Below are 26,021 nucleotides of genomic sequence, written 5' to 3' on the forward strand. Positions count from 1 at the left end.
ATAACAACAAAAGTTAAAAAAGCAGAATACAGGGATTTTATGGCTTAAATAAGATTGCGTTGATAAAGCAAAATGAGAAAATAAAATCCAATGTACTCTGAGAGTGTAAGTATAAATTTAAGCGTCAGAGCTGGCTTTACAGCATATGGATTGACCTGAACAACGCTGATTCCTTTCGAAATCATCCATGCAGCTAATGCAAACCAGTAGTGCCCTGTCGGTTCAAGACCCAGGACGATCTGTCTTTTTTCATTCTGCGCCGCATGTTTCAGCATCCATGCTTTCGCATTCTCAAAACCTTCTGCCGTGTTACTGAATTCAAATGCCCCTTTGCCCAGTTCCCTTCCCCTGATGTCGATTGCTCTTATATAATGGGTTTCACTGCCTATATCGCATCCAACTATAAGCATGTCATCTGTAATGAAGGAAAGTTTGTCATTCTTGGAAAATTTACCATTTGTTTCCAGTTCTCTCCATGTATACGATTTTAATTTCCAAGCGCAAGGTTAAATCCACCGCCTTTTAGGCGGTCAAGCTTTAGCGGCATTTCCTTTCAGTAGCAATTGTGATAAAATACAGCAATAGGAGGTGCTGTAGAAATGGCAGAATATAGGAGCAGTAGTCATACCGTATATGATATTAAGTATCATTTTGTGTGGATAACGAAGTATAGATATAAGATACTAAGAAAAAATGTAGCCTTTAGGCTACGGGAACTGCTGCAGCAAGGATGTGATGCACGGAACATAAAGATACTGAAAGGCAGTATAGGAGTGGATCATGTGCATATGCTGCTTTCGTGTCCAACCAATCTGGCGCCAAGTCAGATCATGCAATATCTGAAAGGAAGGTCGTCAAAGTTGTTACAGGATGAGTTCCCGGAGTTGAGAAAGAGATATTGGGGACAGCATATGTGGGGAAGAGGATATTTCTGCGGGACAGTAGGAGAAGTAGATGAAGAGACGATAAGAAACTATATCGAAAATCAGGGAAAAGAAGAAGATAATTTCAAAATCGAGGAACAATAGCTACTTAGAGTAGAGCTTTTAGGCGACTTTAGTCGCAAATGAAACAGGCTTTAGCCTGCAAGCGACTTTCAGGCGCAAAAAGTGGTCTTTAGACCACAACAACCCACCGTCTTCAGACGGTGGTAGTTGAGTTCTTTTTCAACACCTTCCATTCTCTTTCTAAGTTCTTCTTTTGACAAAAGAAGATTTGCCTGGTTTTCTACATTTACTTGCTTTTTTGTTTGATTTGCCTTAACATTCATCTTAGATACCTCTTGTGTTTTTGGATTTTACCAACTGGCTGGTCAGTAATAATCCAACTATATACGAGGTATCTTTTTTTATCAACTCCCTTTACACTTTATATTATACAGGAAGCTCCTAAAAATTTTTCTACCAATTTTTTCCAACTAATCACAGTATTGTCGAATCCATCATGCATTATACAAGAAACGGGTGTGTCGAATAATCTGTGATGATTTACACAGATTATTTTACACACCCGGTAATTACTATCCCATCCCTGGGAATATTCCGCATCATAATTCACAGTTATTATATAGGATGTTCCAGAATATTTTAATCTAAATCTCTATTAACCTATAAGGATGTCAAGTGGAATTTCCCTTGACATCTCAATTCTCATATTTCAAACTATTCTTTACAAATAACGTTTCAGAGAGACTGTCATTTTAAGTCAATTCTATTTTCTGCCAATTTCAAGAAATCATTTCTGTTTTCAAGAATATTTCCATGACTAATCAAATAGAGTGAAAACAAGCAAAAACAACCCCAATTTAATTCTTCCCATTGTCTATATTGATATTTTTTGTTATAGTAGAACTATAAGGAGGAACTTCCGATGGCTAGGGCAGATAATATATTAAATATGCAGATAACGATTGTTAATTGTATGAAGCAACAGTGGAATATTAATTATAGTGAAGTTAGTGATATTTTGGATAAATATGATTTGCTCTCTTATATTGCTATATGTTATGAAGAATATAATTCTATGGGAATAAAAGGAATTTTGGAAGATTTGAGGATGTATATAGATGCAATAAAGGAGGCTGATTATGCAGATGAAGTATTAGAACAGTTGATAAGCGATTTAGAACCGGAGAATCTGCCGAAACAATATTTTTTTGGAACAAGTGCCGCAATTCAGACACTTCGATTTAAGAAAATAAGAAGGGAGATTGTCGGATGAGTGTGACAAGTGTTAATATTAATAAATCAATACAATCTATTTCTGTTTATCTGGTACACCGTATGAGCAAAGAACAAAGATGCTCAAAAGAGGAGGCATTGAAAAAGCTGCTTAAGACAATGACTTATGAATTATTACAAGATAAGAATTTAGGATTATATGCGGAATCACCAGAGTATATATGGAACATGGTTCAAGAGGAGGAAGCTGGAGATATTGAATCGTGGATAAAGGAATGATAGAAACGGGAGGAAGAAATGAATCATGAATGAACAACAGGAAGTAAGAGAAATTAGTTTGGTAGACCTAATGTTTTATTGCCTTGAAAAATGGCGGGGAATCCTTGTACTCATGCTTATCATGGGAATTCTGGCAGGAGCTTACAAGTACCAGTCCGTAGTACGGAGCAACCAGTCGGCGAAACAAGAAGCAGCGTTGGAGTCGGAGGATGGAGAAGCGGCAGAGGAGGAAGAGGATCCTATGACGCTCAACGAGCGTTCCGTAGAATCCTATGAGCAGATCATTGCAAGATGCGAGAAGGATGTGGAAGCTCAGGAGGATTTTCTGAATCAGTCTATCGTGATGGAGATCGACCCGTTCCATGTATCGACAGGGACGCTGAGCTATTATGTGGACGGCGGGGAGCTGTTGGACAGCCTGGTTGCGGCATATCGGACATTTGTCACAGACGGCAGCATGGCGGAGAAGCTGCATGCTAAGAATGAAGCGGTGTCTGTAGAAGACTTGAGGTATTTGGTTTCATTTAACAGCAGCGACAGGGAAGCATATCGGTTAGGAGATTATGAGATGATGCGGCCGGAGAAGCTGGTGATCCAGATCCTGGTCAATATGCCGGATGAAAAGCTTTGCGAAGAGTATCTTTCAGAGGCGGAGGAGATAATGAAGGAGTATTCTGCTAAGTTGCAGAAGACTTTGGCGGCACATAGATTAAGCTTGTTGTCTTCGGTGCAGTCGGAGAAGGCGGATTCCAGTATACAGAGTTATCAGGCGACTCTTCGGTCAGGCTATGTGGAGGCAGTACGGAATCTGCAGACTTATCAGACAGAGATGAATACAGTATTATCTTTGGAGACAGAAGAGACAGGAAGTTCATCAGGAGGCGCCGGTTCTGCGGCAATGTTGGCGAATCCGGCTGCGGAGGCCTTAAAATATGCGGTGATCGGAGTAGTGCTCGGCGGATTTATGGCATGTTTTGTTCTCATGATGCTCTATATTATGAGCGGACGGCTGCGCAATACGAAGACATTTGCGGAAGAGTACGGTATGCCCATGTTAGGATTGGTGCGTAATTCAGACAGGAAGAGAGCGTTTGGAGCTGTCGATGCATGGATCTTCCGGTTGGAAGAGGGTGCGTATGCCAGACTTGGATGCGAGGATCAGGTGAAGATAGCGGCGGCGAATGTGCAGGCAGCGATCCGTAAGATGCCGGGCAAGAGAGATAAGAAGAAGATCATGCTTGCCGGTACGGTGGCAAGGGAGGACGCTGCGGGATTATGCGAGAAGCTTACAGCACAGATTCCGGAGGTTTCCTGGTCATCCTATGTTCAGATCGTATTCCAGGCGGATGCCATCAGGGAACTCGAGGATTATGATGGAATTCTGTTTGTGGAGAAGAGAGGAATATCAGATTCACGGTTTATCGTGAAGGAGAGGAAGATGGCTGCCGAACGCGGTGTGGAGGTGCTTGGAAGCGTTATTTGGTGTTAATATTTGTTTGACTCTTTCAGGCGCAGTCGCTTGCGGGCGATATAAAGACTGTAGGAGGGAAGCTGATAGATGGCAAAGATTTTTAATGTAAATGGTTCGTGCAAACCGGCAAAGCATTATATGGTTGATCTGGGAACGAGGCTGGAAGAGATTAAGGCGATGGTAGATGCCGGATTGTATTTTACTGTCCACAAAGCGAGACAATACGGTAAAACTACGATACTTAGAGCACTTGCAGACTACTTGAAACAGGAATATATGGTTGTCAGTCTGGATTTTCAGAGGATGAGTTTTTTGGATTTTGCCGATGAGTCAGCTTTTGTAGGTGGTTTGGCGCGCGAGATCGGTAAGGCGCTCCGGAATATGGAAGAGATACCGGATGATTTCCGGGAAAAGCTCATGGAGATGGCAGCTGGAAGAGATAGAGAGAGCAGAATGGCAGAGCTCTTTGACTGGTTTGGCCAGTGGTGTGAACGAACCAGTAAACCGATCGTTCTAATCATAGATGAAGTAGATACTGCGGTAAATACACAGGCGTTTTTTGATTTCCTTGCACAGATCAGAGCTTGCTATTTGGACTGTGATATTACTCCTACATTTCGGTCTGTGATACTTGCAAGTCTGTATGATATACGGAATATTCAGAAAAATATTCGTCCAAATGAAAAGCACAGGGAGAACAGCCCATGGAATATTGCGGCGGATTTCTTGGTGGATATGAGTTTTTCAACGCAGGATATTGCAAGGATGCTTGAGGAGTATGAAGAGGATCACCATACAGATATGGATATAGAAGAAATATCACAGCTTCTATATAATTACACTTCCGGTTATCCATATCTTGTATCCAGACTGTGCAAGCTTATGGATGAACGTATTGCAAAGGACAGAGGATTTTCTGACAAAAGTGATGTCTGGACGAAAGAGGGATTCTTAGAAGCTATGAAGATATTGCTGAACGAAACGAATCCCCTGTATCAATCTTTGAAAAGGAAATTGAAGGAATATCCCCGGTTAAGAGATATATGTTATGAGATTCTTTTTGCGGGCAAGCCGATTCCTTATGTTGCGATGAATGATTATATAGAAGTTGCTGCAATGTTTGGATTTATAAAGAATACGAACGGAATAGTTTCTATTGCCAATCGAATCTTTGAAACAGTATTATACAACTGGTTTATATCGGAAGAATATATAAGCAGTAAAATATATGATGCCGGATTGCAGGAGAAAAATCAGTTTATTACCGGAGGACACTTGAATGTACGGCGTATACTGGAGAAATTTGTGGAGAGCTTTGATTATCTTTACGGAGACAGCGACGAAACTTTTCTTGAAGATGCCGGCAGGCGTTATTTTATGCTTTTTTTGAAACCGATCATCAATGGTGTGGGAAACAGCTATGTGGAGGCAGAGACTCGCAGCCGTGAGCGAATGGATTTGGTGATCGATTACCGAGGTGAACAATTTATCATTGAATTAAAAATATGGAGAGGTAATGCCTACAACGAACGGGGGGAAAGACAATTGTCGGATTATCTTGATTATTTTGGGATAAAGAAGGGCTATATGTTAAGCTTTGATTTTAATAAAAAGAAAGAAATCGGGGTAAAAGAAGTTATCCTTGGAGATAAGCTGCTCATTGAAGCCGTAGTGTGATATTTACTTAACGATTTTCTTTTCAACATACTTGATATTTTCTCACAGATACATTATTATAATAGAAGCATTAATTATTAGGAGGAACGTAAGATGTACAAGATATTGAAAGCCGAGAAACTGGCTGATAAGATTTATCTTATGGACGTAGAAGCTCCGCGTGTTGCCAAGCATTGTGAGCCGGGGCAGTTTGTGATCGTGAAGATGGACGAGAAGGGTGAGCGTATTCCGCTTACGATCTGTGATTATGACAGAGAAGCAGGAACTATTACCATTGTGTTCCAGGAGGTTGGAGCATCTACGATGAAGATGGCCGGGATGCAGGCAGGAGATTCCTTCCGTGATTTTATCGGACCTTTGGGATGTCCGTCTGAATTTGTAGAAGAGGATATTGAGAGCCTTAAGAATAAGAAGATGCTTTTCGTAGCAGGCGGTGTCGGTGCGGCGCCTGTATATCCGCAGGTGAAGTGGCTTAAGGAGCACGGAATTGATGTAGATGTGATCGTTGGTTCCAAGACCAAGGATATGCTGATCTTAGAGAAGGAGATGGAAGCGGTTGCGGGCAACTACTATCCATGCACGGACGACGGTACATACGGCCATGCAGGTATGGTTACGACCAAGATCGAGAAGCTGGTGGAAGAGGGCAACAAGTATGACGTCTGTGTAGCGATCGGACCGATGATCATGATGAAGTTTACCTGTCTTCTTACCAAGAAACTGGAGATTCCTACGATTGTCAGCATGAACCCGATCATGGTTGACGGTACTGGTATGTGCGGCGCCTGCCGTGTGATCGTAGGCGGCGAGGTGAAGTTTGCGTGCGTAGACGGACCTGAGTTCGACGGACATCTTGTAGACTTTGACAATGCGATGAAGAGACAGCAGATGTACAGGACAGAGGAAGGACGTGCGATCCTGAAAGTACAAGAAGGCGACACCCATCATGGTGGATGCGGCAATTGCGGAGGTGACAATTAATGGCTGATGTATTAAAGAGAGTTCCTGTAAGAGAGCAGGACGCGAAGGAGAGAGCAACTAACTTCGAGGAAGTTTGTTATGGATATAATAAGGAAGAGGCAATGGAGGAGGCAACTCGCTGCCTGAACTGTAAGAATGCCAAGTGTATCGAAGGATGTCCGGTAGCGATCAATATTCCCGGATTCATTTCCCAGGTGAAGGAAGGCAATATTGAGGAGGCTTATAAGGTGATCGGCGAGTCATCAGCTCTTCCGGCTATCTGCGGCCGTGTATGCCCGCAGGAGTCGCAGTGTGAGTGCAAGTGTATCCGCGGTATCAAGGGTGATCCGGTATCTATCGGTAAGCTGGAGAGATTCGTTGCGGATTATGCTTTGGAGCATGATATTAAGCCTGTTAAGGCTGAGAAGACGAACGGACACAAGGTTGCAGTCATCGGTTCCGGTCCGTCCGGTCTTACCTGTGCGGGAGATCTGGCGAAGTTAGGTTATGAGGTGACTGTATTTGAAGCATTGCATGAGCTTGGCGGCGTACTGGTATATGGTATCCCAGAGTTCCGTCTTCCGAAGCACAAGGTTGTTAAGAAGGAGATTGAGAAGGTTAAGGAATTAGGCGTTAAGTTTGAGACGAACGTTGTGATCGGTAAGTCTACGACGATTGACCAGTTGATGGAAGAGGAAGAGTTCGAGGCAGTATTTATCGGTTCCGGCGCAGGACTTCCGATGTTCATGGGTATCCCGGGAGAGACGGCTAACGGTGTATTCTCTGCCAATGAGTACCTTACGAGAAGCAATCTGATGAAAGCATTCGACGATTCTTATGATACTCCGATCGTGGCAGGCAAGAAGGTCGCTGTAGTCGGCGGCGGCAACGTAGCTATGGATGCTGCAAGAACCGCGCTTCGTCTCGGCGCGGAGGTACATATCGTATACCGCCGCAGTGAAGCGGAGCTTCCTGCCAGAGTAGAAGAGGTGCATCATGCGAAGGAAGAGGGCGTTATCTTCGACCTGCTGACCAATCCGAAGGAGATTCTTGTGGACGACAACGGATGGGTCAAGGGCATGAAGGTGATCAAGATGGAGCTTGGAGAGCCGGATGCATCCGGAAGAAGACGTCCGGTAGAGATCGAGGGATCTGAGTACGAGATCGAGCTTGACACGGTGATCATGTCTCTTGGAACTTCCCCGAATCCGTTGATCGCGTCTACGACCAAGGGACTTGAGACGAACAGGAGAAAATGTATCGTTGCAGAGGAAGAGAACGGACAGACTTCCAAGGCTGCGGTATTCGCAGGCGGCGACGCCGTGACAGGCGCGGCGACGGTAATCCTGGCTATGGGCGCGGGCAAGGCCGGAGCGAAGGGGATACATGAATTACTGAGCAAATAATGTTATAATTTGGGACGTAGTAAACTTAAGTTTACTACGTCCCAAATTGCGTTTTAATATCCGTTTTTATTCTCCCACCACTACAACGATGCTCCGTGCATGGATCATAATCTGCTCCCCGTTCAGCGGGCGCATTTCCTGATGTTCTTCCCAGGTATCCACGGCGATCTGCCAGCACATGGAGGCCGGAAGTTTGGGCAGAGTCACATATACGTCTTCCCAGTAAGCATTGGAGGCAACATAGATGGCCTGCGGGCCGGAACTCTGTTCCTGACCGGAGAACATAACGCCCACGTACCTGTCATAGTCGGCGAATTTGCTGCACCATGGAGCCGTGCCATGGAAGCTCACATCCGGAAAACCACAGGCGCCGTTGCTTATGTTGGTGCGCAGTATACGGTAGGATTTGCGGAAATGGATCATATATTTGAAGAATTCGAACATATCCCGATTCTTCTCAAGCAGGCTCCAATCCAGCCAGGAAGTAATATTATCCTGGCAGTATGCATTGTTATTGCCGAACTGGGTGTTGCAGAATTCATCTCCGGCGAGGAACATAGGGATACCCCGGCTGCACATAAGGAGTGCGAATGCATTGCGCATCATCCGCCTTCTGAGAGCCAGGACATCCGGATTGTCGGTATCGCCTTCAATTCCGCAGTTCCAGCTATTGTTGTCGTTGGCGCCGTCAGTATTATTCCAGCCGTTTTTCTCATTGTGTTTCGTGTTGTATGAGAACAGGTCATTCAGAGTAAAACCGTCATGGCAGGTGATAAAATTAACAGAAGCATTCGTCCGGGTGCTCGGCTCATAGATATCACGGGAACCTCCGATCCGAAGGGCTGCCGCCTGGGCCATGCCTTCATCGCCTTTCAGGTATCTGCGCATATCATCACGGTATCTTCCGTTCCATTCTGCCCAGCGGTTCCAGGACGGGAAGGAGCCGACCTGGTAGAGGCCGTCGGCGTCCCATGCTTCGGCGATCAGCTTCACGTCTCCTAAGATCGGGTCGAAGGCAAGAGCCTGCAGAAGAGGCGGTTTGTTCATGGGAGAACCGTCTTCATTGCGCCCGAGGATGGAGGCAAGGTCGAATCGGAAGCCGTTGACGCGGTAAGTGTTGACCCAGTAGCGCAGGCAGTCCAGGATCATCTGGCGCACGATAGGATGGTTGCAGTTCAGGGAATTGCCGCACCCGCTGAAATTATAATAATAGCCTTCCGGTGTCAGCAGATAATAGATATTGTTGTCAAATCCCTTGAAGGAGAAGAACGGTCCCTGCTCGTTGCCTTCTGCCGTGTGATTCAATACCACATCCAGATAGACCTCGATCCCGTGCTGGTTGAAGACCTGGATCAGGTGCTTTAATTCGTTGCCTTCTCTGTTATATTCTTTGCCCGCGGAATAGCTGGTGTTGGGGGCAAAGAAGCTTACCGTATTGTAGCCCCAGTAATTATAGAGCTTCTCGCCGTCAACTTCCCGGTAATCCTGCATCTCGTCGAACTCGAAGATCGGCATCAGTTCCACAACATTGACACCCAGCTCCAGAAGATGAGGAAGCTTCTCCAGAAGCCCGGCGAAGGTTCCGGGATGCTCTACGCCGGAGGAACCGTGCTTGGTGAATCCTCTTACATGTACTTCATAGATGATAAGATCCTCTGTGTTAAGCCGGGGCATCTGCATATTACCCCAGTCGAAATCATCCTTCACGACGCGGGCTTTGTAGTGTTGTCCCCGGGGAGAGGTATCGCCCCACTGGCTCTGACCTGTGACAGCTCTGGCATAAGGATCCAGAAGGTATTTGTTCTTATTGAATATCAGGCCTTTCTTGGGGTCGTAGGGGCCGTCTACCCGGTAGGCATACTCGAAATCTTCGATGTTCAGCTTGAACACGATCATAGAATATACATTACCGATCCGGTAGTGGTCAGGGAATGGCAGAACGGCAAAGGGTTTCTCCTCGGTCCGGTGAAACAGAAGCAGTTCAATAGAAGTAGCCCCGTGAGAATATACGGTAAAATTAACACCTCCAGGAATCGCCGTAGCGCCGTTGATCTCATAGAATCCGGGCCGTACTTCAAAACCGCTGATGATATCCAGCGGAACCATATGTATGGTACGGGGAAGATTTAGTTTATCAATCATGCTTTCCGCTTTCGTCTGAGGTGTGGTCTGCGTTGTTGCCAATGGTTCCTTATTGTTCATCTTTTACCTCCTGAATAGACATTTCCGGGAATTATGCCTCTAAAATGTCAATATATTATATATATCGGCATTTTCCACCCTCTTGACAAGGGGATGTAGGACAATCGTTATTATTCATGGAGCCATGTACCCCGCTGCGCGGTATCCAAGCCAGCAAAGCAGCACTTGCGGGTATCGCGTCAGATTGACAAGGAATCCCGGATGCAGTACACTGATAAAGGAAACCGTCTAAGGAAGAGGTGAAAGGATTATGAAGAAGAGAATGTCAGTATTGGCCGGTCTGCTTATACTCATCCTGGCAGTATCTTCTGTGACCGGCTGCGGCGGGCAGGAAGAGAAAGATCAGGAAAATCAGATTATTGCTAAAGAGACCGGGCAGGAGAAGGAAGAAGCAGAGAAATCGGAAGTAAAGGGGAAGGAAGAAGGGCCGGAAGCGGAACCGGAAGAGAAGGAAGAAGCGGCGAAGGGAATGGCCGCTCCGTCGATTACCGGCGCCCTCCATGTGGAAGGTACCAGGCTGATGGGAGAGAATCAGGAACCGGTACAGCTTCGGGGGATCAGTACGCATGGTATGGCGTGGTTCCCGGACTATATCAATGACGCATGTTTTAAAGAGATTCATGAGAATTGGAAGGCGAATGTGGTCCGGCTTGCCATGTATACGGCAGAGTACGGGGGATACTGCACGGACGGGGATAAGGAGTATCTGAAAGGCCTGATCCGAAGCGGCGTGAAATATGCGGCTGACCAGGATATGTATGTGATCATTGACTGGCACATCTTGTCAGATTCCAATCCCAATATGCATGTGAACGAGGCGAAAGAGTTCTTTGGGGAGATGTCTTTGGAATTCGCGGATGCGGATCACATCTTATATGAGATCTGCAATGAGCCGAACGGCAGTACAAGCTGGGGCGAGATCAAGTCATACGCACAGGAAGTGATCCCTGTGATCCGTGCAAATGACGCGGACGCGGTCATCATAGTAGGAACGCCCAACTGGTCCCAGTTCGTAGACCAGGCGGCAGCTGATCCCATTACCGGGTATGACAATATCATGTACACGCTTCATTTCTATGCGGCGACTCATAAGGAGGATCTGCGGGATAAGATGGCGGCGGCGATCGACGGCGGCCTGCCGGTGTTCGTGACGGAATACGGCATCTGTGATGCCAGCGGGAACGGTGCGGTCGACGAGGCCCAGGCAGACCAGTGGGTGGAACTGATGGATCAATACGGTGTGAGTTATGTGGCATGGAATCTGTCCAACAAGGATGAATCTTCCTCGATCCTTCAAAGCACCTGCAGTAAGACCAGCGGATTTACAGAGGAAGACCTAAGCGCCTGCGGGCGGTGGCTTGCTCTTAAGCTGGAGGCGGGATATCAGCGGGATAAGAATGGATCATAGGAAGAGGGAGGACAAGGCCATGTTAACCATAGGAACGCATATGTCGATCGCTAAGGGGATTGCGAAGACGGCCAAGAACGTGGTATGGATGGAAGCGAATACCATGCAGATCTTCAGCCGGAATCCCAGAGGATCGAATTATAAGGTGTATACGGAGAAGGAAGAGGCAAGGTTCCAGCAGATCCGAAGAGAGCACGGGTTTGGGGCGCTGCTTGCCCATGCGCCGTATACTATGAATCTTGCCAGCGCCGAAGACCGGGTATATGAATTCGCGCGCACGGTGATCCGGGAGGATGTGGCGAGGATGGATGCGCTTGGAATCGAATATCTGGTGTTCCATCCGGGAAGCCATACCGGGATCGGGATAGAGCAGGGGATCAGCAATATCATCCGCGGGCTTGACCAGGCCATTACAGGAGATGAGGAGATCACGGTTCTTCTTGAGACGATGTCGGGAAAGGGGACAGAGATCGGCGCCAGGTTCGAGCACCTGAGATCGATCCGTGACGGTGCCGCGCATCCCGAGAGGATCGGGATCTGCCTGGATACCTGCCATGTGTTTGCGGCAGGGTATGACATCGTGAATGATCTGGACGGTGTGCTGGAGGAATTCGACCGTGTGTTAGGCCTCAGTCTTCTGAAAGCGGTACATCTCAATGACAGTATGATGCCGTTTGGTTCTCATAAGGACAGGCATGCGGCAGTCGGAGAGGGGCAGATCGGTATGGAAGCGCTGCTTGGCGTGATGCGGCATCCGGTACTTCGTGATCTGCCGTTCTATCTGGAGACACCCCTTGATGATCAGGGACACAAGGAGGAGATTCGTATGCTGCGGGAGAGATTATCATGCAGTTAGAAGTGATTGCCCGCATTCGTACGGATTTCCCGGCGAAGTTCGGGATTCCAAGGCAGAGCGGGCTTGCGGATACGAAGGCGGAGATCGTATTCGAGCGTAAGTATGGCAGCCCGGATGCGCTGAAGGGCATAGAAGAGTATTCGCACCTCTGGCTGATCTGGGGATTCTCGGAGGCGGAGGGAAGGAAGTGGAGTCCGACTGTAAGACCGCCAAGGCTTGGAGGGAATAAGCGGGTAGGAGTATTCGCGAGCCGTTCGCCTTTCCGCCCGAATCCTGTGGGATTGTCCTGTGTGGCGTTGGAGAGGATCGAGAAGAGAGAGGGCAAAGGAATGATCCTGCATGTGCGGGGAGCGGATCTGATGGACGGGACGCCCATCTATGATATCAAGCCCTATCTTCCCTATGTAGACTGCCATCCAGATGCGAGGGGCGGATTCGCCGAACAGAAGAAGGAGTACAGGCTCAAGGTGGAGATCCCCAAGGAGTGGATGGACAAGGTTCCCGCAGAACACAGGGAGGTTCTGATACAGGTGTTGTCGCAGGATCCAAGACCTTCGTACCAGGAGGATCCTGACCGGATCTACGGGATGGCATATGCCGGGATGGAAGTACGGTTCCGGGTCATAGAGAATAGATTGAAGGTATGTGAGATACACTAAGATGGCAGTATTTGATATTGCCATCTTAAAATTTTGCTTGCAATATACCCTTATAGGGTATATAATGTATTTGGAAATGAGGTGAAGGTGTATGGAAGAGAATCGGGAATGCTGTCACAAGACGAAGGAACGTTCCGAGAAGGAATATAAGGATCTGATCAATCGGCTGAGCCGGATCGAGGGACAGGTCCGCGGGATCAAGAAGATGGTGGAGAATAACGCATATTGCCCGGATATTCTGATACAGGTATCGGCAGTGAACGCGGCGCTTAACAGTTTCAATAAGGTTCTGCTTGCCAATCACATCCGGACCTGCGTATCGGAAGATATCCGTGCAGGGAAGGATGAGACGGTGGATGAGTTGGTGACGACGCTGCAGAAGTTGATGAGATGATACCTGGGTATGGTATAATATGATTTGGTTCTTAGGAGGTGTAATGAATGGAGCAATATACGGTTACGGGTATGAGCTGCGCGGCGTGCAGCGCGCGTGTAGAGAAGGCGGTTGCGAAGGTAGACGGAGTTACGTCCTGTTCGGTCAGTCTTCTGACGAATTCCATGGGTGTGGAAGGAAGCGCTCCCGCCGCGAAGATCATTGAAGCGGTGGAGGCGGCAGGGTACGGCGCTTCACAGAAGACGGCGTCCGGTAACGAGAAAGCATCGGCAGGAGCAGCGCCGGAGGAAGACCTGTTAAAAGACAAAGAGACGCCGGTTTTGAAGCGGCGGCTTATTGCTTCCTTATGTTTTCTGATACCGCTTATGTATTTTTCTATGGGACATATGATGTGGAACTGGCCGGCGCCGGGATTCCTTGAGGGGAATCATGTGGCGATGGGGCTGATCCAACTGTTATTAACGACGGCGGTCATGATCGTTAACCAGAAGTTCTTCGTAAGCGGGGTTAAGAGCCTTCTGCACCGTGCGCCGAATATGGATACGCTGGTGGCGCTTGGGGCGGGAGCTTCTTATGTGTACAGCACATATGCCCTGTTTGCGATGACGGATGCGCAGATGCATATGGATATGGCGCAAGTGATGTCCTACATGCATGAGTTTTATTTCGAGTCCGCGGCTATGATCCTTGCGCTGATCACGGTGGGCAAGATGCTGGAGGCCCGCTCTAAGGGGCGGACGACAGATGCGCTCAAGAGCCTGATGAAGCTGGCGCCCAAGACAGCGGTGGTTGTCAGAGACGGGGCAGAGCAGGAGATTCCGATCCAGCAGGTGAAGAAGGGCGATGTGTTCGTGGTAAGACCGGGGGAGAATATCCCGGTGGACGGCGTAGTGCTCGCGGGCAGCAGCGCGGTCAATGAATCTGCCCTTACCGGTGAGAGCATCCCGGTTGATAAGGAAGAGGGAAGCATGGTATCGGCGGCAACGCTGAACCAGTCCGGGTATCTCAGGTGTGAAGCTACCAGAGTCGGGGAGGATACGACATTGTCGCAGATCATCCAGATGGTCAGCGACGCGGCCGCCACAAAGGCGCCGATCGCGAAGATCGCAGACCGTGTGTCCGGCGTGTTCGTGCCGGCAGTCATTGCCATTGCGGCGGTCACTGTCATAATATGGCTGCTTGCAGGCGAGAGCGTGGGATTCGCGCTGGCAAGAGGAATCTCTGTACTGGTAATAAGCTGCCCCTGCGCGCTGGGGCTTGCAACGCCGGTTGCCATCATGGTAGGTAACGGGATGGGGGCCAGGAACGGGATCATGTTCAAGACTGCGGTCTCCCTGGAGGAGACGGGAAAGATGCAGATTGTTGCCCTGGATAAGACGGGGACGATCACAAGCGGAGAGCCAAAGGTTACGGATATCCTGCCGGAAGACGATGTGACAGAAGAAGAACTGCTCCGGATGGCCTATGCCCTGGAGCGAAGGAGCGAGCATCCGCTGGCACGGGCAATCCTTACGCTGGCAGAAGAGAAGGGAATGGACCGGTCCGGCGCCAGGGACGGTGAAGGGGATCTGGAGGTAACGGATTTTCAGGCCGTGCCCGGTAATGGGCTTTTCGGGAACCTGGGCGCTGTGCGTTTGACCGGGGGGAACCTTGCATTTATCAGTGAGAACGCGTCAGTATCCGATCAGACGAAGCAGATGGCTGCAAGGCTGTCCGAGGAAGGCAAGACCCCGTTGTTCTTTGGGAGAGACGGCCGGCTGATCGGTGTGATCGCCGTGGCGGATACCATCAAGGACGACAGCCCCAATGCGGTGAAAGAGCTGCAGAACATGGGGATCCATGTAGTGATGCTGACCGGAGATAACGAGCGCACGGCCAGGGCGATCGGACGGCAGGCAGGCGTTGATGAGGTGATTGCCGGAGTCTTGCCGGACGGGAAGGAGCAGGTGATCCGTGATCTTAAGAAGAAGGGCAGAACAGCGATGGTGGGAGACGGCATCAACGATGCGCCGGCGCTTACGAGAGCGGATATCGGTATCGCCATCGGCGCCGGTACGGATATTGCCATCGACGCGGCGGACGTGGTGCTGATGAAGAGCCGGCTAAGCGACGTTCCGGCGGCGATCCGGTTAAGCCGTGCAACGCTTCGCAATATCCATGAGAATCTGTTCTGGGCATTCTTCTATAATGTGATCGGAATCCCGCTTGCGGCGGGGCTGTGGTATCCTTTATTCGGCTGGAAGTTAAACCCCATGTTCGGGGCGGCGGCCATGAGCCTGTCAAGCTTCTGCGTGGTGACGAATGCGTTGAGGCTTAACTGGTTCCGGATGCATGACGCATCGCGTGACAGGATGCAGAAGAAGCGGGCTGCGATTCCGGAATCCACGGAGCAAAGCCCGGATCAGATTACAAATCAAATACCAATCCAGAAGGAGGAAACAAAGATGACGAAGACAATGAAGATCGAAGGAATGATGTGCGGACACTGTGAGGCGAGGGTGAAGAAATGCTTAGAGGCGCTTGCCCAGGTGGATGAGGCGGCAGTAAGCCACGAGGCAGGTACGGCGGTGGTGACGCTGAATACGGAGCTTGCGGATGATGTTCTCAAGAAGACGGTGGAGGACCAGGATTATAAGGTGCTGGGGATCGAATAAGAGACGGAAGGATGAAGCGATGGAATTTATCACGGCAGCGGCGGAGCATATAGACAGAATGTGTGAGATCACGGACCAGGCCAAGGTCCAGCTTCGGGCGCTTGGACTTGACCAGTGGCAGAAGGGATATCCGGGCCGGGAGGTATGGCTTCAGGATATCCGGGAAGGATGCGCTTATCTTGCGGCGGAGAATGGCGAGATTCTGGGTGCGTTTGCATTCCAGGTCATGCCGGATCCGTCCTACGGAGTGATCGACGGCAAGTGGCTGACGGACGGAGCTTATGCCTCCATGCACCGGGTCTGCGTAGCCGACGGATGCAAGGGGAAGGGCGTAGCCGGAAGGATGTTTGCATATGGCTTCAGGCTTGCGAAGGAAGCGGGATTTTCTTCTGTCAGGATCGATACGCACCCGGGAAACCGCCCTATGCAAAGAGCGCTTGAGAAGGCGGGCTTTCAGGTCTGCGGCGGGATAAGGCTTTTAGGAGGCTGCGAGGACGGAGACCCCCGTATTGGATATGAGAAGGTGTTATAGAATATTATTGCCGGGCGGTATATCGGCCCGGTTTTTTTTGTGCAGTTTTTATCCAGATTGAACTTGATGATCTTCCAAGCTTTGGTATATAATGAAAGCGTCAAAAGAAGGGAGGATATTATGGCACTTAGTGATTACACGAAAGCATATAAGCTTGGAAAAAAGAATTACCAGTACCGGATGCTGCACGGAGAACTGCCTACGCTGGAGGTATTAGATGATATTATTCCGACGAAGGGAACATTTTCCGAAGTGCCGTTAGGACTGGTCCAGATTCCGATCGACCAGATCGTGGGAACCAAGACCGGCGGAAGGAGCAATGCGTTTGCGGCGAACTTCATGCCGATATTGAGAGAGACTTCGGAGTTTGCGAGAAAATGGGCGCAGCTTAGCACAAGCCACGAGGAAGAGGGGATTCGTGAGCCGATCAAAGCATTCGAATATATGAACAGATTCTACGTGCAGGAGGGGAATAAACGCGTCAGCGTGATGAAATACTATGGAGTAGTATCTGTCCCCGGGGAAGTGACCAGGATCATTCCCAACAGGACCAACGATAAGGAGAACAAGATCTACTATGAGTTCCTGGATTTCTATGAGCTGACGAAGATCAATTATATCTGGTTCTCCGAGGAAGGGAATTTTAAGAAGCTTCTGGAGGCGGTCGGCAAGGGGCCGGATGAGGTCTGGAACGATGACGAGCGGCTGGAATTCAGCTCTATTTACCGGAGATTCATGGCGGAATATAATGCCGAGGATAAGGGGAAATTATCGGTTACGGTGGGAGACGCGTTCCTTGCGTTTATCAAACTGTATGGATATAAAGAGATTGACCAGATGACTACGAAGGAGTTAAAGGAGCTGGTCGAGAAGTCCTGGGAGGAATTCTCGCTTCTTGAGGAGGATGAGGATGTAGAGCTTAAGATGGATCCCAATACGGAGAAGAAGCCGCTGATCAATATGCTGCTCCCGTTTGGCATCTCGAGCCTGAAGGTTGCGTTTATCTATGAGAAGACGCCGGGTTCGTCGGCGTGGACCTATGCCCATGAGCTGGGGAGGCTTCATCTGGATCAGACCTTCCCGGAGGAAGTCAGCACAGTGTTCTATGATAATGTCACGCTTGACACCATAGATGAACGGATAGAGGAAGCAATCACGGATGGATGCGATATCATATTCACGACGACGCCGTCATTTGTGCAGGCCAGTGTGAAGGCGGCCATTGCCAACCCGAATGTCAGGATACTGAATTGTTCGGTCAATACTTCTCACAGGTATATTCGGACGTATTATGCGCGCATGCATGAGGCGAAGTTTTTGATGGGAGCGATCGCGGGAGCGATGTCGGAACATAACCGTCTGGCATACATTGCAGATTATCCGATCTACGGTTCGATTGCCAATATCAATGCATTTGCGCTGGGAGCTAAGATGATCAATCCGCGGGCGGAGGTATATCTGGAGTGGACGGCCAAGAAGGATATCGATGTGATGGAGAGTGTCCTTGAGAAACAGGTAGACTGTATCTCCGGTAAAGATATGGTGATCCCGGAGGAGGCGTCGAGATTCTTCGGCATCTATCATCTGGAAGGGGACACTGCGAGGAATCTTGCCATGCCGCTGTGGCACTGGGGTAAGTTCTACGAGCAGATGATCCGTACCATCATGGACGGTACATGGAAGTATGACGATGACCCGACTTCTAAGAAGGCGATCAATTACTGGTGGGGAATGTCGGCCGGGGTAGTCGATGTCGTATGTTCCAAGAACAATCTTCCGATCGGAACCAAGAGACTGGTGGATCTCCTGAAAGAGACGATCAGCACCGGTAAGTTCAATCCATTCTCCGGGATTCTTTATTCCCAGGGGGGAATCGTGCAGGATGACCCGGCTAAGAGCCTGACGCCGGAGGAGATCGTAACGATGGATTGGCTGGCAGAGAATGTCATCGGAAGCATTCCTAAGGAAGAAGAGTTAAAAGAACAGTCCAAGCCTGTTGTATCGCAGCAGGGAATCGAGAACAAGAAGGGTTAGTATGAATCTATGAAGATACTTGCGATTGCGGACGAAGAATCTGCTTATCTGTGGGATTATTTTGAGAAGAGTAAGCTTGCGGGAATTGATCTGATCATTTCCTGCGGCGATCTGGATCCAAGATATCTTTCGTTCCTGGCAACATTTACCTCCGTGCCCATTCTGTATGTGCACGGCAACCATGATGAGAAATACAGGCAGATCCCCCCGGACGGGTGTATCTGCATTGACGATAAGATCTATGTGCATCAGGGGGTGAGGATCCTGGGGCTTGGCGGTTCCATGCGCTACAGGCCCGGTGAGTTCCAGTATACGGAACGGCAGATGAAGGGCAGGATCCGGAAACTGTGGTTTCAGTTATTTCGGCATAGGGGATTCGATATCCTGGTGACTCATGCCCCGGCATATCAGCTCAACGACGGACTTGATCTGCCGCATCAGGGATTTCAGGCATTCAGAGATCTTCTTGACAAATATAAGCCTAAATACTTCCTCCACGGACATGTGCACATGTCCTATGGGAGGAAGCATAAGAGGTATGATACCTACCAAGAGACTCAGGTGATCAATGCTTTTGAACGGTGCGAGATCGACTATGAATGATCTACAGATCCTAAAAGGAGCGAATAGAGTTCCTGAACCGTCTTGCCGCAGCAGGGATGATGCTTGTAGGGAGCGATCTCCAGAAGGGGCTGCAGCACGAAGTTCCGGTTCTGCATATCCACATGGGGAATGCATAAGTCCTCATCCTCTATGATCAGGTCATCATAGAAGATAATATCCAGATCCAGGGTTCGTGGTCCCCAGCGGATGATGCGTTCCCGTCCGGCTTCCTGCTCAATCGCATGGAGCACGTTAAGAAGCTCCCTGGGAGTTAAGAGAGTGCGCAGCATCAGGCATCCGTTGAGGAACTCATCCTGGTCGGTTACTCCGTAGGGTTCCGTGACCAGGAAGGAGGAGACCTTGGTCACCATGCAGCCTGGGGTGCGGCCAAGGGAGCGGATGGCCTGGTTCAGGTATTGCTCTTTATTACCCATGTTAGAGCCGAATGCGATATAGGCGGTGTGCCATCCGCGTTCGATCTCCACGGAGACGGTCTCTAAGGGGAGGCCAATGGGCGCCCAGGGCTTCTTGATCTTAAGCCTGATCTTCTCAAGACCGGGTGTCTCAAGGAGAAGTGTCTCCGCGAGGCTTTCTGCCGCCCGTTCTAAGAGCTTGTAGGTGTGTTCGGTCAGGTATTGTTCGATCCGCTGGCTGATCTCTCCGTAATGGATGGAGGCGGTCAGGTCATCCGTCTTACCGGCCTTGCGGGTGTCGGTGTAGAGTGTTGCCGTGACGATGAACTTCTGCCCCAGAACATTCTCTTCCGGGAATACGCCGTGGCGGGCGAACACTTCAAGATTCTGTATCTTAATCTTATCCATGGTATTCTCCTTACATATTCTATTCATCTGCGTGAATGATCGCTTCCGTCATCTGTATCGCCCTGCGGTTCGCCTTCACATCATGAACCCGGACGAAGGAGCAGCCATTCATCATCCCGTATACGGTGGTCGCGAGGGTCCCTTCTTCCCGCTGGCCGGCAGGAAGGTCAAGAGTCAGTCCGATCACGGATTTGCGGGAGGTCCCAAGGAGGATGGGATAGTGAAGCTCGTGCATCCGGCCGACCTCGCGTATGATCGCAAGGTTCATCTCGTAGGTCTTCCCGAATCCGACTCCGGGATCTAAGATGATCTTGTCGTCCGCGATAGACGCATTCCCGGCGATCCGGACGCATTCCCGCATATCTTCTATGAAATCTGTGAGAAAGTCATTATATACCGCTTCCTCCCGGTTATGCATCAGGCAGCAGGCGGCGCCGTATTCGGCGATGAGAGGAGCCATGCGGGCATCGTATTTCAGGCCCCAGATATCGTTGACAAGGTCGGCCCCGGCTTTGAGGGCAGCTTCGGCAACGGAGCTTTTGTAAGTGTCGATGGAGATCGGAATGCCGAATTCCTTCTTGAGCCGTTCGATGACAGGCGCGGTCCGTTCGATTTCTTCCTGACAGGTGATCTGTGTGTGGCCGGGACGTGTGGATTCTCCGCCGATATCCAGGATGTCCGCGCCGTCTCTTATCATCTCTTCGGCGTGCAGCAGGGCGGCGTCAAGCTGCTGGTATCTGCCCCCGTCGGAGAAAGAATCCGGCGTTACGTTCAGGATTCCCATAATATAAGTATGTCTCTTTGTGTCAAATGCTTTGTTCCCAATGATCATAATTGAATCTCCATATTCTTCTTGTCGTTACTCCAGTTGCATTGTGATTCGGCAGGACAGGCGAAGCATGCCCGGGACATCTTATCACTCTTATAGAGAAGAGCCTCCAGCGGTTCCGCGTCGCGGCGAAGCCTGCGGTGTCCCCGGATCGCCGTGAGGATCTGCTGTTGTTCTTCGGATGTAAATGCAAGCTTGGCGGGCATATCTGCAAGAATCTGTTCTGCAAGATCTGCGCTTGCGGTCTCGTGGGGGATTCCCTCTTCATATTGACGGCCCTTGCCTATATCGTGAAGGAGCGCCGCCGCATAGATCAGATCCCGGCTGATGCCAAGTTTCATTTCCAGGTTCAGAATATAGGCGATCCTAGCTACATCTAGAAGATGGTTCATCTGATGGCGGCAGAAGACGCGAGTCTCTTCCAATTCCTGCAGCCGCCGATCAGCAGATAAGTAGAGAGGGTGGTTCTGAATAAACGTAAGACGTTTTGCCGTGATATTTTCTGAATTTTTAATCATAGGGTTATCCTTATATAGACAGAATCCGGAAGAACCGTTCTTCCCACTCCGGTTCCGTCTCGAAGATGCCCCGCCGCGCGACGGTTACAGTCTGGCTTCCCGGCTTCTTGATCCCGCGCATGGTCATGCACATGTGCTCGGCTTCGATCATGACCAGCGCGCCTTTCGGCTGCATGTGTTCCATCAGCGCGTCGGCGATCTGTCCGGTCAATTGTTCCTGAAGCTGCAGCCTTCTGGCGAATACTTCCACTGTCCGGGCAAGCTTGCTTAAGCCTACGACCTTACCGTCCGGGATATAGGCAATATGGGCTTTTCCATAGAAAGGAAGCATATGATGTTCACAGGTGGAATAGAAGGTGATCTCTCTCTCGATCACCATCTCACTGTGATCTGCATGGAAGGTGCGGCTCAGATGTACGCCGGCGTCTTCCTCCATTCCGCCAAAGATCTCCTCATACATCCGGGCGATGCGGTCCGGGGTATCCAGAAGTCCTTCCCGGGAAATGTCTTCCCCGATTCCTTCTAATATTAAGCGGATGCCTTGTTTTACTTTTTCTTGATCAATCATAGCTATCTACCCTTAATTTTATATTTCATTTATATACTGCGTTCTGATATCTTCATGTATTCTCATTACCTGTCCTAAGTAGGACAGGGAGCCAAAAGCAAGAATAATATCCGTCTTGTTCGCTTCTGCAAAGGCATGCTTCACTGCGATTTCGATGCTTGCTTCTGCTCTGACGGGAACATTGGTATCTTGTATTGCTGAACCCATGCAGTTCTGTGCCGGTATCGGATCTTCCGCTGCGCAGTATCGTTTCATAACTCCGGCCAGTTCTTCCGCCGGCAGCGTGCGCGCGGTATCCGGCAGGGAAACTGTATGTACGGATCTTGCCAGGGGCGCCATGATACCGGCGATCTTCTCATATTCTTTGTCCTTGAATACTCCCATGATATAGATAAACCGTCTGCCGGGGAAATAAGCCTCCAGAGATTCCCGAAGCTTCTTCGCAGCGGCCTCGTTATGCGCCCCGTCTATGAGGAAGAGGGGATTGCGTGTAAGGCAGGTGAGCCGCCCGGGCCATACGGTCTTCGAAAGTCCCTTCCGGAGAGCGTCCGGGCTTACCGGGTATCCAAGAGTCCCAAGCATCCGGAGGGCCTCAAGGGCGGTGATCACATTATCCAACTGGTACCGTCCTGCCAGCGGACAGTATAGATTCTTCCAGTCCTTGTATGAGACGGTCTGTCCGTCATAAGCTTCCTCTATCAGTTCTGTGTCTTGCCGGTTTGCAGCAGCCAGCGGGCATTGAAACTGTCCGGCCTGCTTCTTAAGGATCTGTAACACTTCCGGTTCCTGGGGAGCGGTAACGACCGTGCAGCCCGGCTTGATGATCCCGGCTTTGACAGACGCGATCTCTTCTAATGTGCTGCCAAGGATTCCCAGATGATCCCGGCTTATCGGGGTGAACACGGCGAGCAATGTCTGCTCTATGACATTCGTGGCATCTTCCGCGCCTCCAAGGCCGCACTCCAATACGACTAGGTCGCAGTTCATTTCCCTGAAATATAAAAAAGCTATTGCCGTCTCAACTTCGAATACAGTCGGGCTTGCATCACCGGCTGCTTCTATACGGGCAATAGCATTCTGAACCATGTTGGTCAGTCCGGCAAATGTATCCTCAGAAATCCACCTGCCGTCTACCTGAATCCGTTCCAGATAGGAAACCACTGTCGGCGAGATATACCGTCCGACTCTGTATCCCGCCTCACTTAGTATGGTAGAAGTGTATGCTAGTACAGAGCCCTTTCCGTTTGTTCCGGCTATATGTATGAACTTAAGGTCAGTTTCCGGATTCCCAAGTTCGCACAACAGTTTCCGAATCGCACCCAGACCAAGTACACTTCCGTATTTCGACACGCGGTCCAAATATACCCTTGCTTCTTTATAGGTCACGTTCTTTATTTCCTTTCTTTTTACAATAATGATATGTCTTGTTGTCGGTGTTAATCATATCACTAAAACGGAGCTTAAGCAAGAGGAATTGGGGTATCTGTTATTATGCATATAAAAATATGTTCGGTGGTAAGATTTTTATAGAAAATAGACATAAATTTTTATGGGAATTATATATTGACAATGCTAAAATACACCTATAGACACATCCGGTAATTCATACCGGAATAAAAAGAAGGAGGAAAAAAGATGAAGAAAAGAGTTGCAAAGCTTATGGCGCTTTCAATGGCAGCAGCGATGACTGCATCACTGGCAGCATGCGGCGGGGGAGACAGCGGCAGCGGTGACGGCGGAAGCAGCAGCGGGGGAGACAGCGGCAGCGCTTCCGGCGGAGACAAGGAGATCGTCTACTGGAATATCGGAACAGAGAGTCCGGATAAGGATGTTATCACGAAGGCGGTAGAGAAGTTCAACTCAGAGACAGAATCCGGCTACACGGTAACGAGTGTTCCGACCCAGAATGATACATACAAGGAGAAGCTTGTGGTAGCCATGAGTTCAGGCGAATGTCCGGATATGTATTCCTGCTGGTCAGGCGGACCGATGTATGAGTATATTGATTCCGGATTCGGACAGCCGATCGACGATCTGTTTAATGCATCCGAAATCAAGGATAAGCTGATGGAATCAGCGGTAAGCCAGGCAACCTACAACGATCATGTATATGCGGTTCCTTATCAGAATATATCTATGTCAGGTATCTTCTATAATAAAGAAATGTTCGATAAGTATAAGCTGAAAGAACCTGAGACTCTGGCAGACCTGGAGAACATCTGCGATACCCTGAAGAAGAATGATATCACGCCGTTCGCACTGGCGAACAGTTCCAAGTGGACCGGTTCTATGTATTATATTAACCTTGCTGCACGTTACGGCGGACTTGAGCCGTTCCAGAAGGCAGTAGCAGGCGAAGGCAAGTTCACGGACGACTGCTTCATCAAGGCCGGCGAGAAGGTTCAGGAGTGGGTAGAAGCAGGGTATTTCCCGGATGGCGTGAACTCTCTGAGTGAGGATGACGGCCAGGCTAAACAGTTGATGTATCAAGAGACAGCGGGTATGCTGCTCTGTGGTTCCTGGTATACAGGTACATTCGCAACTGACAGTGCAGAATTCTATGAGAAGATCGGCTGGTTCCCATTCCCGGCGATCGAGGAATCCGATGCAGATCCGTCTATCATGATCGGTACGGTTGGTGACCAGTTCATCGTATTCAACTGTGAAGGCGAGAAGCTTGAGGCAGCTTTCGAGTGTGCAGAGAAGCACTTGGATGAAGAAGTGATCGACTTCGAGGTAGAGAACGGGAAGATCCCGCCGGTTCAGGGTATTGAGTCTAAGCTTACAGATTCTATCACGAAGGAAGTCGTAGAGGCAGCTAACAATGCGTCTGAGATCCAGTTATGGTATGATCAGTATCTGCCGCCGGCAGTAGCAACCGCTCACTTGGATGGATTACAGGAAGTATTCGGTCTGACCAAGACTCCGCAGGAAGCTCAAGAGGCTATGCAGAAGGCTATGGACGATTATCTTGCAAATAAGGCAGAGTAAGTAGGGCATAACTCATATAAAAAGAGCTCTGACACTAGAGCTCTTTTTTTTAAAACGTAAAGGAGGGATTCAGGAATGGGTGGAAAAGAGATTTCTCTGGAGAAGTTAAGACAGAGGGATACAAGAAGAGTTGCGGCATTATTTTTGGCGCCTGTAGCGATATTGATGGCGATCTATGTCATTTATCCCATTATTGACACATTTATAACCAGTACATATCAGTGGAACGGAATCTCGGCTGGTAAGAAATTCATCGGGATCGGTAACTGGAAGACGCTGTTGGCAGATTCCAGCTTCTGGATCGCGTTCCGCAATAACCTTGTGATCATGGTGCTGTCGATCTGTATTCAGATCCCGATCGGTCTGGCGCTTGCGACGTTCCTTGATTTCGGCGGGAAGAAGCTTACGGTCTTCAAGGTGATCTGGTTTATTCCGCTTCTGATGTCATCTGTGGCGATCGGTTTCTTGTTTACCTATGCTTTGGCAACGAACGGAGGTCTGGTAAGTACGATTTCAGGATGGTTCGGCGGAGGCAACGTTGACCTTCTTGGTAATCCCAAGACGGCGCTTCTGACGGTTATTATGGTTATCTGCTGGCAGTTCACACCGTTCTATATGGTATATTTTATGGCGGCGTTTACGAATATTCCGTATGATGTGTTCGAGGCTGCAAGGATTGACGGAGCTACCAGGGGGCAGTATTTCTGGAAGATTGCATTCCCGCTTCTGGTTCCGTCCATGAAGAGCGCGGCGATCCTGTCAATGGTAGGTTCCCTGAAATACTTCGACCTGATCTATGTAATGACAGGCGGAGGCCCGGGTACATCCACGGAGTTGATGGCTACCTACATGTATAAGCAGTCTTTCAGCACCTTTAACATGGGTTATGGTTCTGCGGTAGCCGGAGGAATGTTCATCTTGATTTCTATGGTATCGCTGATCACCATGAAGCTTTTGAACGGAAAAGAGGAGGCATAGT

25 protein-coding genes are annotated in these 26,021 nt (G+C 49.3%); 17 read left to right on the plus strand and 8 right to left on the minus strand.

Features of this window, described 5'->3' with window-relative positions:
• Positions 1-44: 44 nt before the first annotated feature.
• Complete coding sequence (locus tag VSQ62_RS11550) at positions 45-410, minus strand: IS110 family transposase (protein ID WP_334635065.1); 366 nt, start codon at positions 408-410, stop codon at positions 45-47.
• A 189-nt stretch (positions 411-599) separates the two neighbouring features.
• Here VSQ62_RS11550 and tnpA point away from each other — a divergent pair, with 189 nt between their 5' ends.
• On the plus strand, positions 600-1,028 hold the full coding sequence (tnpA, locus tag VSQ62_RS11555) for an IS200/IS605 family transposase (protein WP_334633451.1): 429 nt from the start codon (positions 600-602) through the stop codon (positions 1,026-1,028).
• 68 nt (positions 1,029-1,096) lie between these two features.
• Here tnpA and VSQ62_RS11560 read toward each other — a convergent pair whose 3' ends face one another.
• A complete protein-coding gene (locus tag VSQ62_RS11560; RefSeq protein WP_334635066.1) occupies positions 1,097-1,270 on the minus strand; it encodes a hypothetical protein in 174 nt (57 codons plus the stop codon).
• A gap of 599 nt (positions 1,271-1,869) precedes the next feature.
• Here VSQ62_RS11560 and VSQ62_RS11565 point away from each other — a divergent pair.
• From VSQ62_RS11565 to gltA, 6 genes are all read left to right on the plus strand, one after another.
• Positions 1,870-2,220 carry a DUF3791 domain-containing protein gene (locus tag VSQ62_RS11565; RefSeq protein ID WP_334635067.1) on the plus strand — a complete coding sequence of 117 codons (351 nt, stop codon included), beginning with the start codon at positions 1,870-1,872 and terminating at the stop codon, positions 2,218-2,220.
• Positions 2,217-2,459: a hypothetical protein gene (locus VSQ62_RS11570; RefSeq protein WP_334635068.1), complete on the plus strand. Its 243-nt coding sequence runs from the start codon at positions 2,217-2,219 to the stop codon at positions 2,457-2,459. The genes VSQ62_RS11565 and VSQ62_RS11570 overlap by 4 nt, the downstream gene beginning before the upstream one ends.
• 25 nt (positions 2,460-2,484) lie before the next feature.
• Positions 2,485-3,948 (plus strand): hypothetical protein, encoded by a 1,464-nt coding sequence (locus tag VSQ62_RS11575; RefSeq protein ID WP_334635069.1) that lies wholly within the window; start codon positions 2,485-2,487, stop codon positions 3,946-3,948.
• Between the two features lie 69 nt (positions 3,949-4,017).
• Complete coding sequence (locus VSQ62_RS11580) at positions 4,018-5,607, plus strand: AAA-like domain-containing protein (RefSeq protein WP_334635070.1); 1,590 nt, start codon at positions 4,018-4,020, stop codon at positions 5,605-5,607.
• Positions 5,608-5,700: 93 nt separating this feature from the next.
• Positions 5,701-6,588, plus strand: coding sequence for a sulfide/dihydroorotate dehydrogenase-like FAD/NAD-binding protein (locus VSQ62_RS11585; RefSeq protein ID WP_334635071.1), 888 nt, complete (start codon positions 5,701-5,703; stop codon positions 6,586-6,588).
• Positions 6,588-7,973, plus strand: coding sequence for an NADPH-dependent glutamate synthase (gltA, locus tag VSQ62_RS11590; RefSeq protein WP_334635072.1), 1,386 nt, complete (start codon positions 6,588-6,590; stop codon positions 7,971-7,973). The genes VSQ62_RS11585 and gltA overlap by 1 nt, the downstream gene beginning before the upstream one ends.
• Before the next feature lie 66 nt (positions 7,974-8,039).
• Here the strand turns inward: gltA and glgX are convergent, their stop codons facing one another.
• Positions 8,040-10,115 carry a glycogen debranching protein GlgX gene (glgX, locus tag VSQ62_RS11595; RefSeq protein ID WP_334637639.1) on the minus strand — a complete coding sequence of 692 codons (2,076 nt, stop codon included), beginning with the start codon at positions 10,113-10,115 and terminating at the stop codon, positions 8,040-8,042.
• Between the two features lie 310 nt (positions 10,116-10,425).
• Between glgX and VSQ62_RS11600 the strand changes: the two genes are divergently transcribed.
• The 8 genes from VSQ62_RS11600 to VSQ62_RS11635 all read left to right on the plus strand — a co-directional run bounded on the left by VSQ62_RS11600 (position 10,426) and on the right by VSQ62_RS11635 (position 19,315).
• Entirely contained in the window at positions 10,426-11,583 is a 1,158-nt protein-coding gene (locus VSQ62_RS11600; RefSeq protein ID WP_334635073.1) for a glycoside hydrolase family 5 protein, read from the plus strand.
• Positions 11,584-11,602: 19 nt separating this feature from the next.
• A complete protein-coding gene (locus VSQ62_RS11605) occupies positions 11,603-12,439 on the plus strand; it encodes a deoxyribonuclease IV (protein ID WP_334635074.1) in 837 nt (278 codons plus the stop codon).
• Entirely contained in the window at positions 12,430-13,098 is a 669-nt protein-coding gene (tsaA, locus tag VSQ62_RS11610) for a tRNA (N6-threonylcarbamoyladenosine(37)-N6)-methyltransferase TrmO (RefSeq protein WP_334635076.1), read from the plus strand. The genes VSQ62_RS11605 and tsaA overlap by 10 nt, the downstream gene beginning before the upstream one ends.
• A gap of 91 nt (positions 13,099-13,189) precedes the next feature.
• Entirely contained in the window at positions 13,190-13,492 is a 303-nt protein-coding gene (locus tag VSQ62_RS11615) for a metal-sensing transcriptional repressor (RefSeq protein WP_334635077.1), read from the plus strand.
• 47 nt (positions 13,493-13,539) lie between these two features.
• Positions 13,540-16,146, plus strand: coding sequence for a heavy metal translocating P-type ATPase (locus tag VSQ62_RS11620; protein WP_334635079.1), 2,607 nt, complete (start codon positions 13,540-13,542; stop codon positions 16,144-16,146).
• Between the two features lie 19 nt (positions 16,147-16,165).
• On the plus strand, positions 16,166-16,678 hold the full coding sequence (locus tag VSQ62_RS11625) for a GNAT family N-acetyltransferase (RefSeq protein ID WP_334635081.1): 513 nt from the start codon (positions 16,166-16,168) through the stop codon (positions 16,676-16,678).
• A gap of 120 nt (positions 16,679-16,798) precedes the next feature.
• Positions 16,799-18,712, plus strand: a complete 1,914-nt coding sequence (locus VSQ62_RS11630; protein ID WP_334635083.1) for a BMP family ABC transporter substrate-binding protein — start codon at positions 16,799-16,801, stop codon at positions 18,710-18,712.
• A gap of 9 nt (positions 18,713-18,721) precedes the next feature.
• A complete protein-coding gene (locus tag VSQ62_RS11635) occupies positions 18,722-19,315 on the plus strand; it encodes a metallophosphoesterase family protein (protein WP_334635084.1) in 594 nt (197 codons plus the stop codon).
• Here the strand turns inward: VSQ62_RS11635 and folK are convergent.
• The 5 genes from folK to VSQ62_RS11660 are packed head-to-tail and all read right to left on the minus strand — an operon-like array spanning position 19,306 to position 23,437.
• Positions 19,306-20,136 (minus strand): 2-amino-4-hydroxy-6-hydroxymethyldihydropteridine diphosphokinase, encoded by an 831-nt coding sequence (gene folK / locus VSQ62_RS11640; protein ID WP_334635085.1) that lies wholly within the window; start codon positions 20,134-20,136, stop codon positions 19,306-19,308. The two genes, VSQ62_RS11635 and folK, sit on opposite strands and share 10 nt — an antisense overlap.
• Before the next feature lie 19 nt (positions 20,137-20,155).
• A complete protein-coding gene (gene folP / locus VSQ62_RS11645) occupies positions 20,156-20,968 on the minus strand; it encodes a dihydropteroate synthase (protein WP_334635086.1) in 813 nt (270 codons plus the stop codon).
• Positions 20,965-21,483, minus strand: a complete 519-nt coding sequence (locus tag VSQ62_RS11650) for an HD domain-containing protein (protein ID WP_334635087.1) — start codon at positions 21,481-21,483, stop codon at positions 20,965-20,967. Before VSQ62_RS11650 ends, folP begins: the two co-directional genes overlap by 4 nt.
• 10 nt (positions 21,484-21,493) lie before the next feature.
• Entirely contained in the window at positions 21,494-22,051 is a 558-nt protein-coding gene (gene folE, locus VSQ62_RS11655) for a GTP cyclohydrolase I FolE (RefSeq protein WP_334635088.1), read from the minus strand.
• Between the two features lie 18 nt (positions 22,052-22,069).
• Positions 22,070-23,437, minus strand: coding sequence for a bifunctional folylpolyglutamate synthase/dihydrofolate synthase (locus tag VSQ62_RS11660; protein ID WP_334635089.1), 1,368 nt, complete (start codon positions 23,435-23,437; stop codon positions 22,070-22,072).
• A 249-nt stretch (positions 23,438-23,686) separates the two neighbouring features.
• On the opposite strand from VSQ62_RS11660, the gene VSQ62_RS11665 reads away from it, so the two are divergent.
• Both VSQ62_RS11665 and VSQ62_RS11670 read left to right on the plus strand, forming a co-directional pair.
• Positions 23,687-25,042, plus strand: coding sequence for an extracellular solute-binding protein (locus VSQ62_RS11665; RefSeq protein WP_334635090.1), 1,356 nt, complete (start codon positions 23,687-23,689; stop codon positions 25,040-25,042).
• 75 nt (positions 25,043-25,117) lie between these two features.
• On the plus strand, positions 25,118-26,020 hold the full coding sequence (locus tag VSQ62_RS11670; RefSeq protein ID WP_334635091.1) for a carbohydrate ABC transporter permease: 903 nt from the start codon (positions 25,118-25,120) through the stop codon (positions 26,018-26,020).
• Position 26,021 lies beyond the last annotated feature (1 nt).

The organism is Sporofaciens sp. JLR.KK001 (genome assembly GCF_036941055.1).
In the GTDB taxonomy this organism is placed as follows: Bacteria; Bacillota; Clostridia; order Lachnospirales; family Lachnospiraceae; genus Sporofaciens.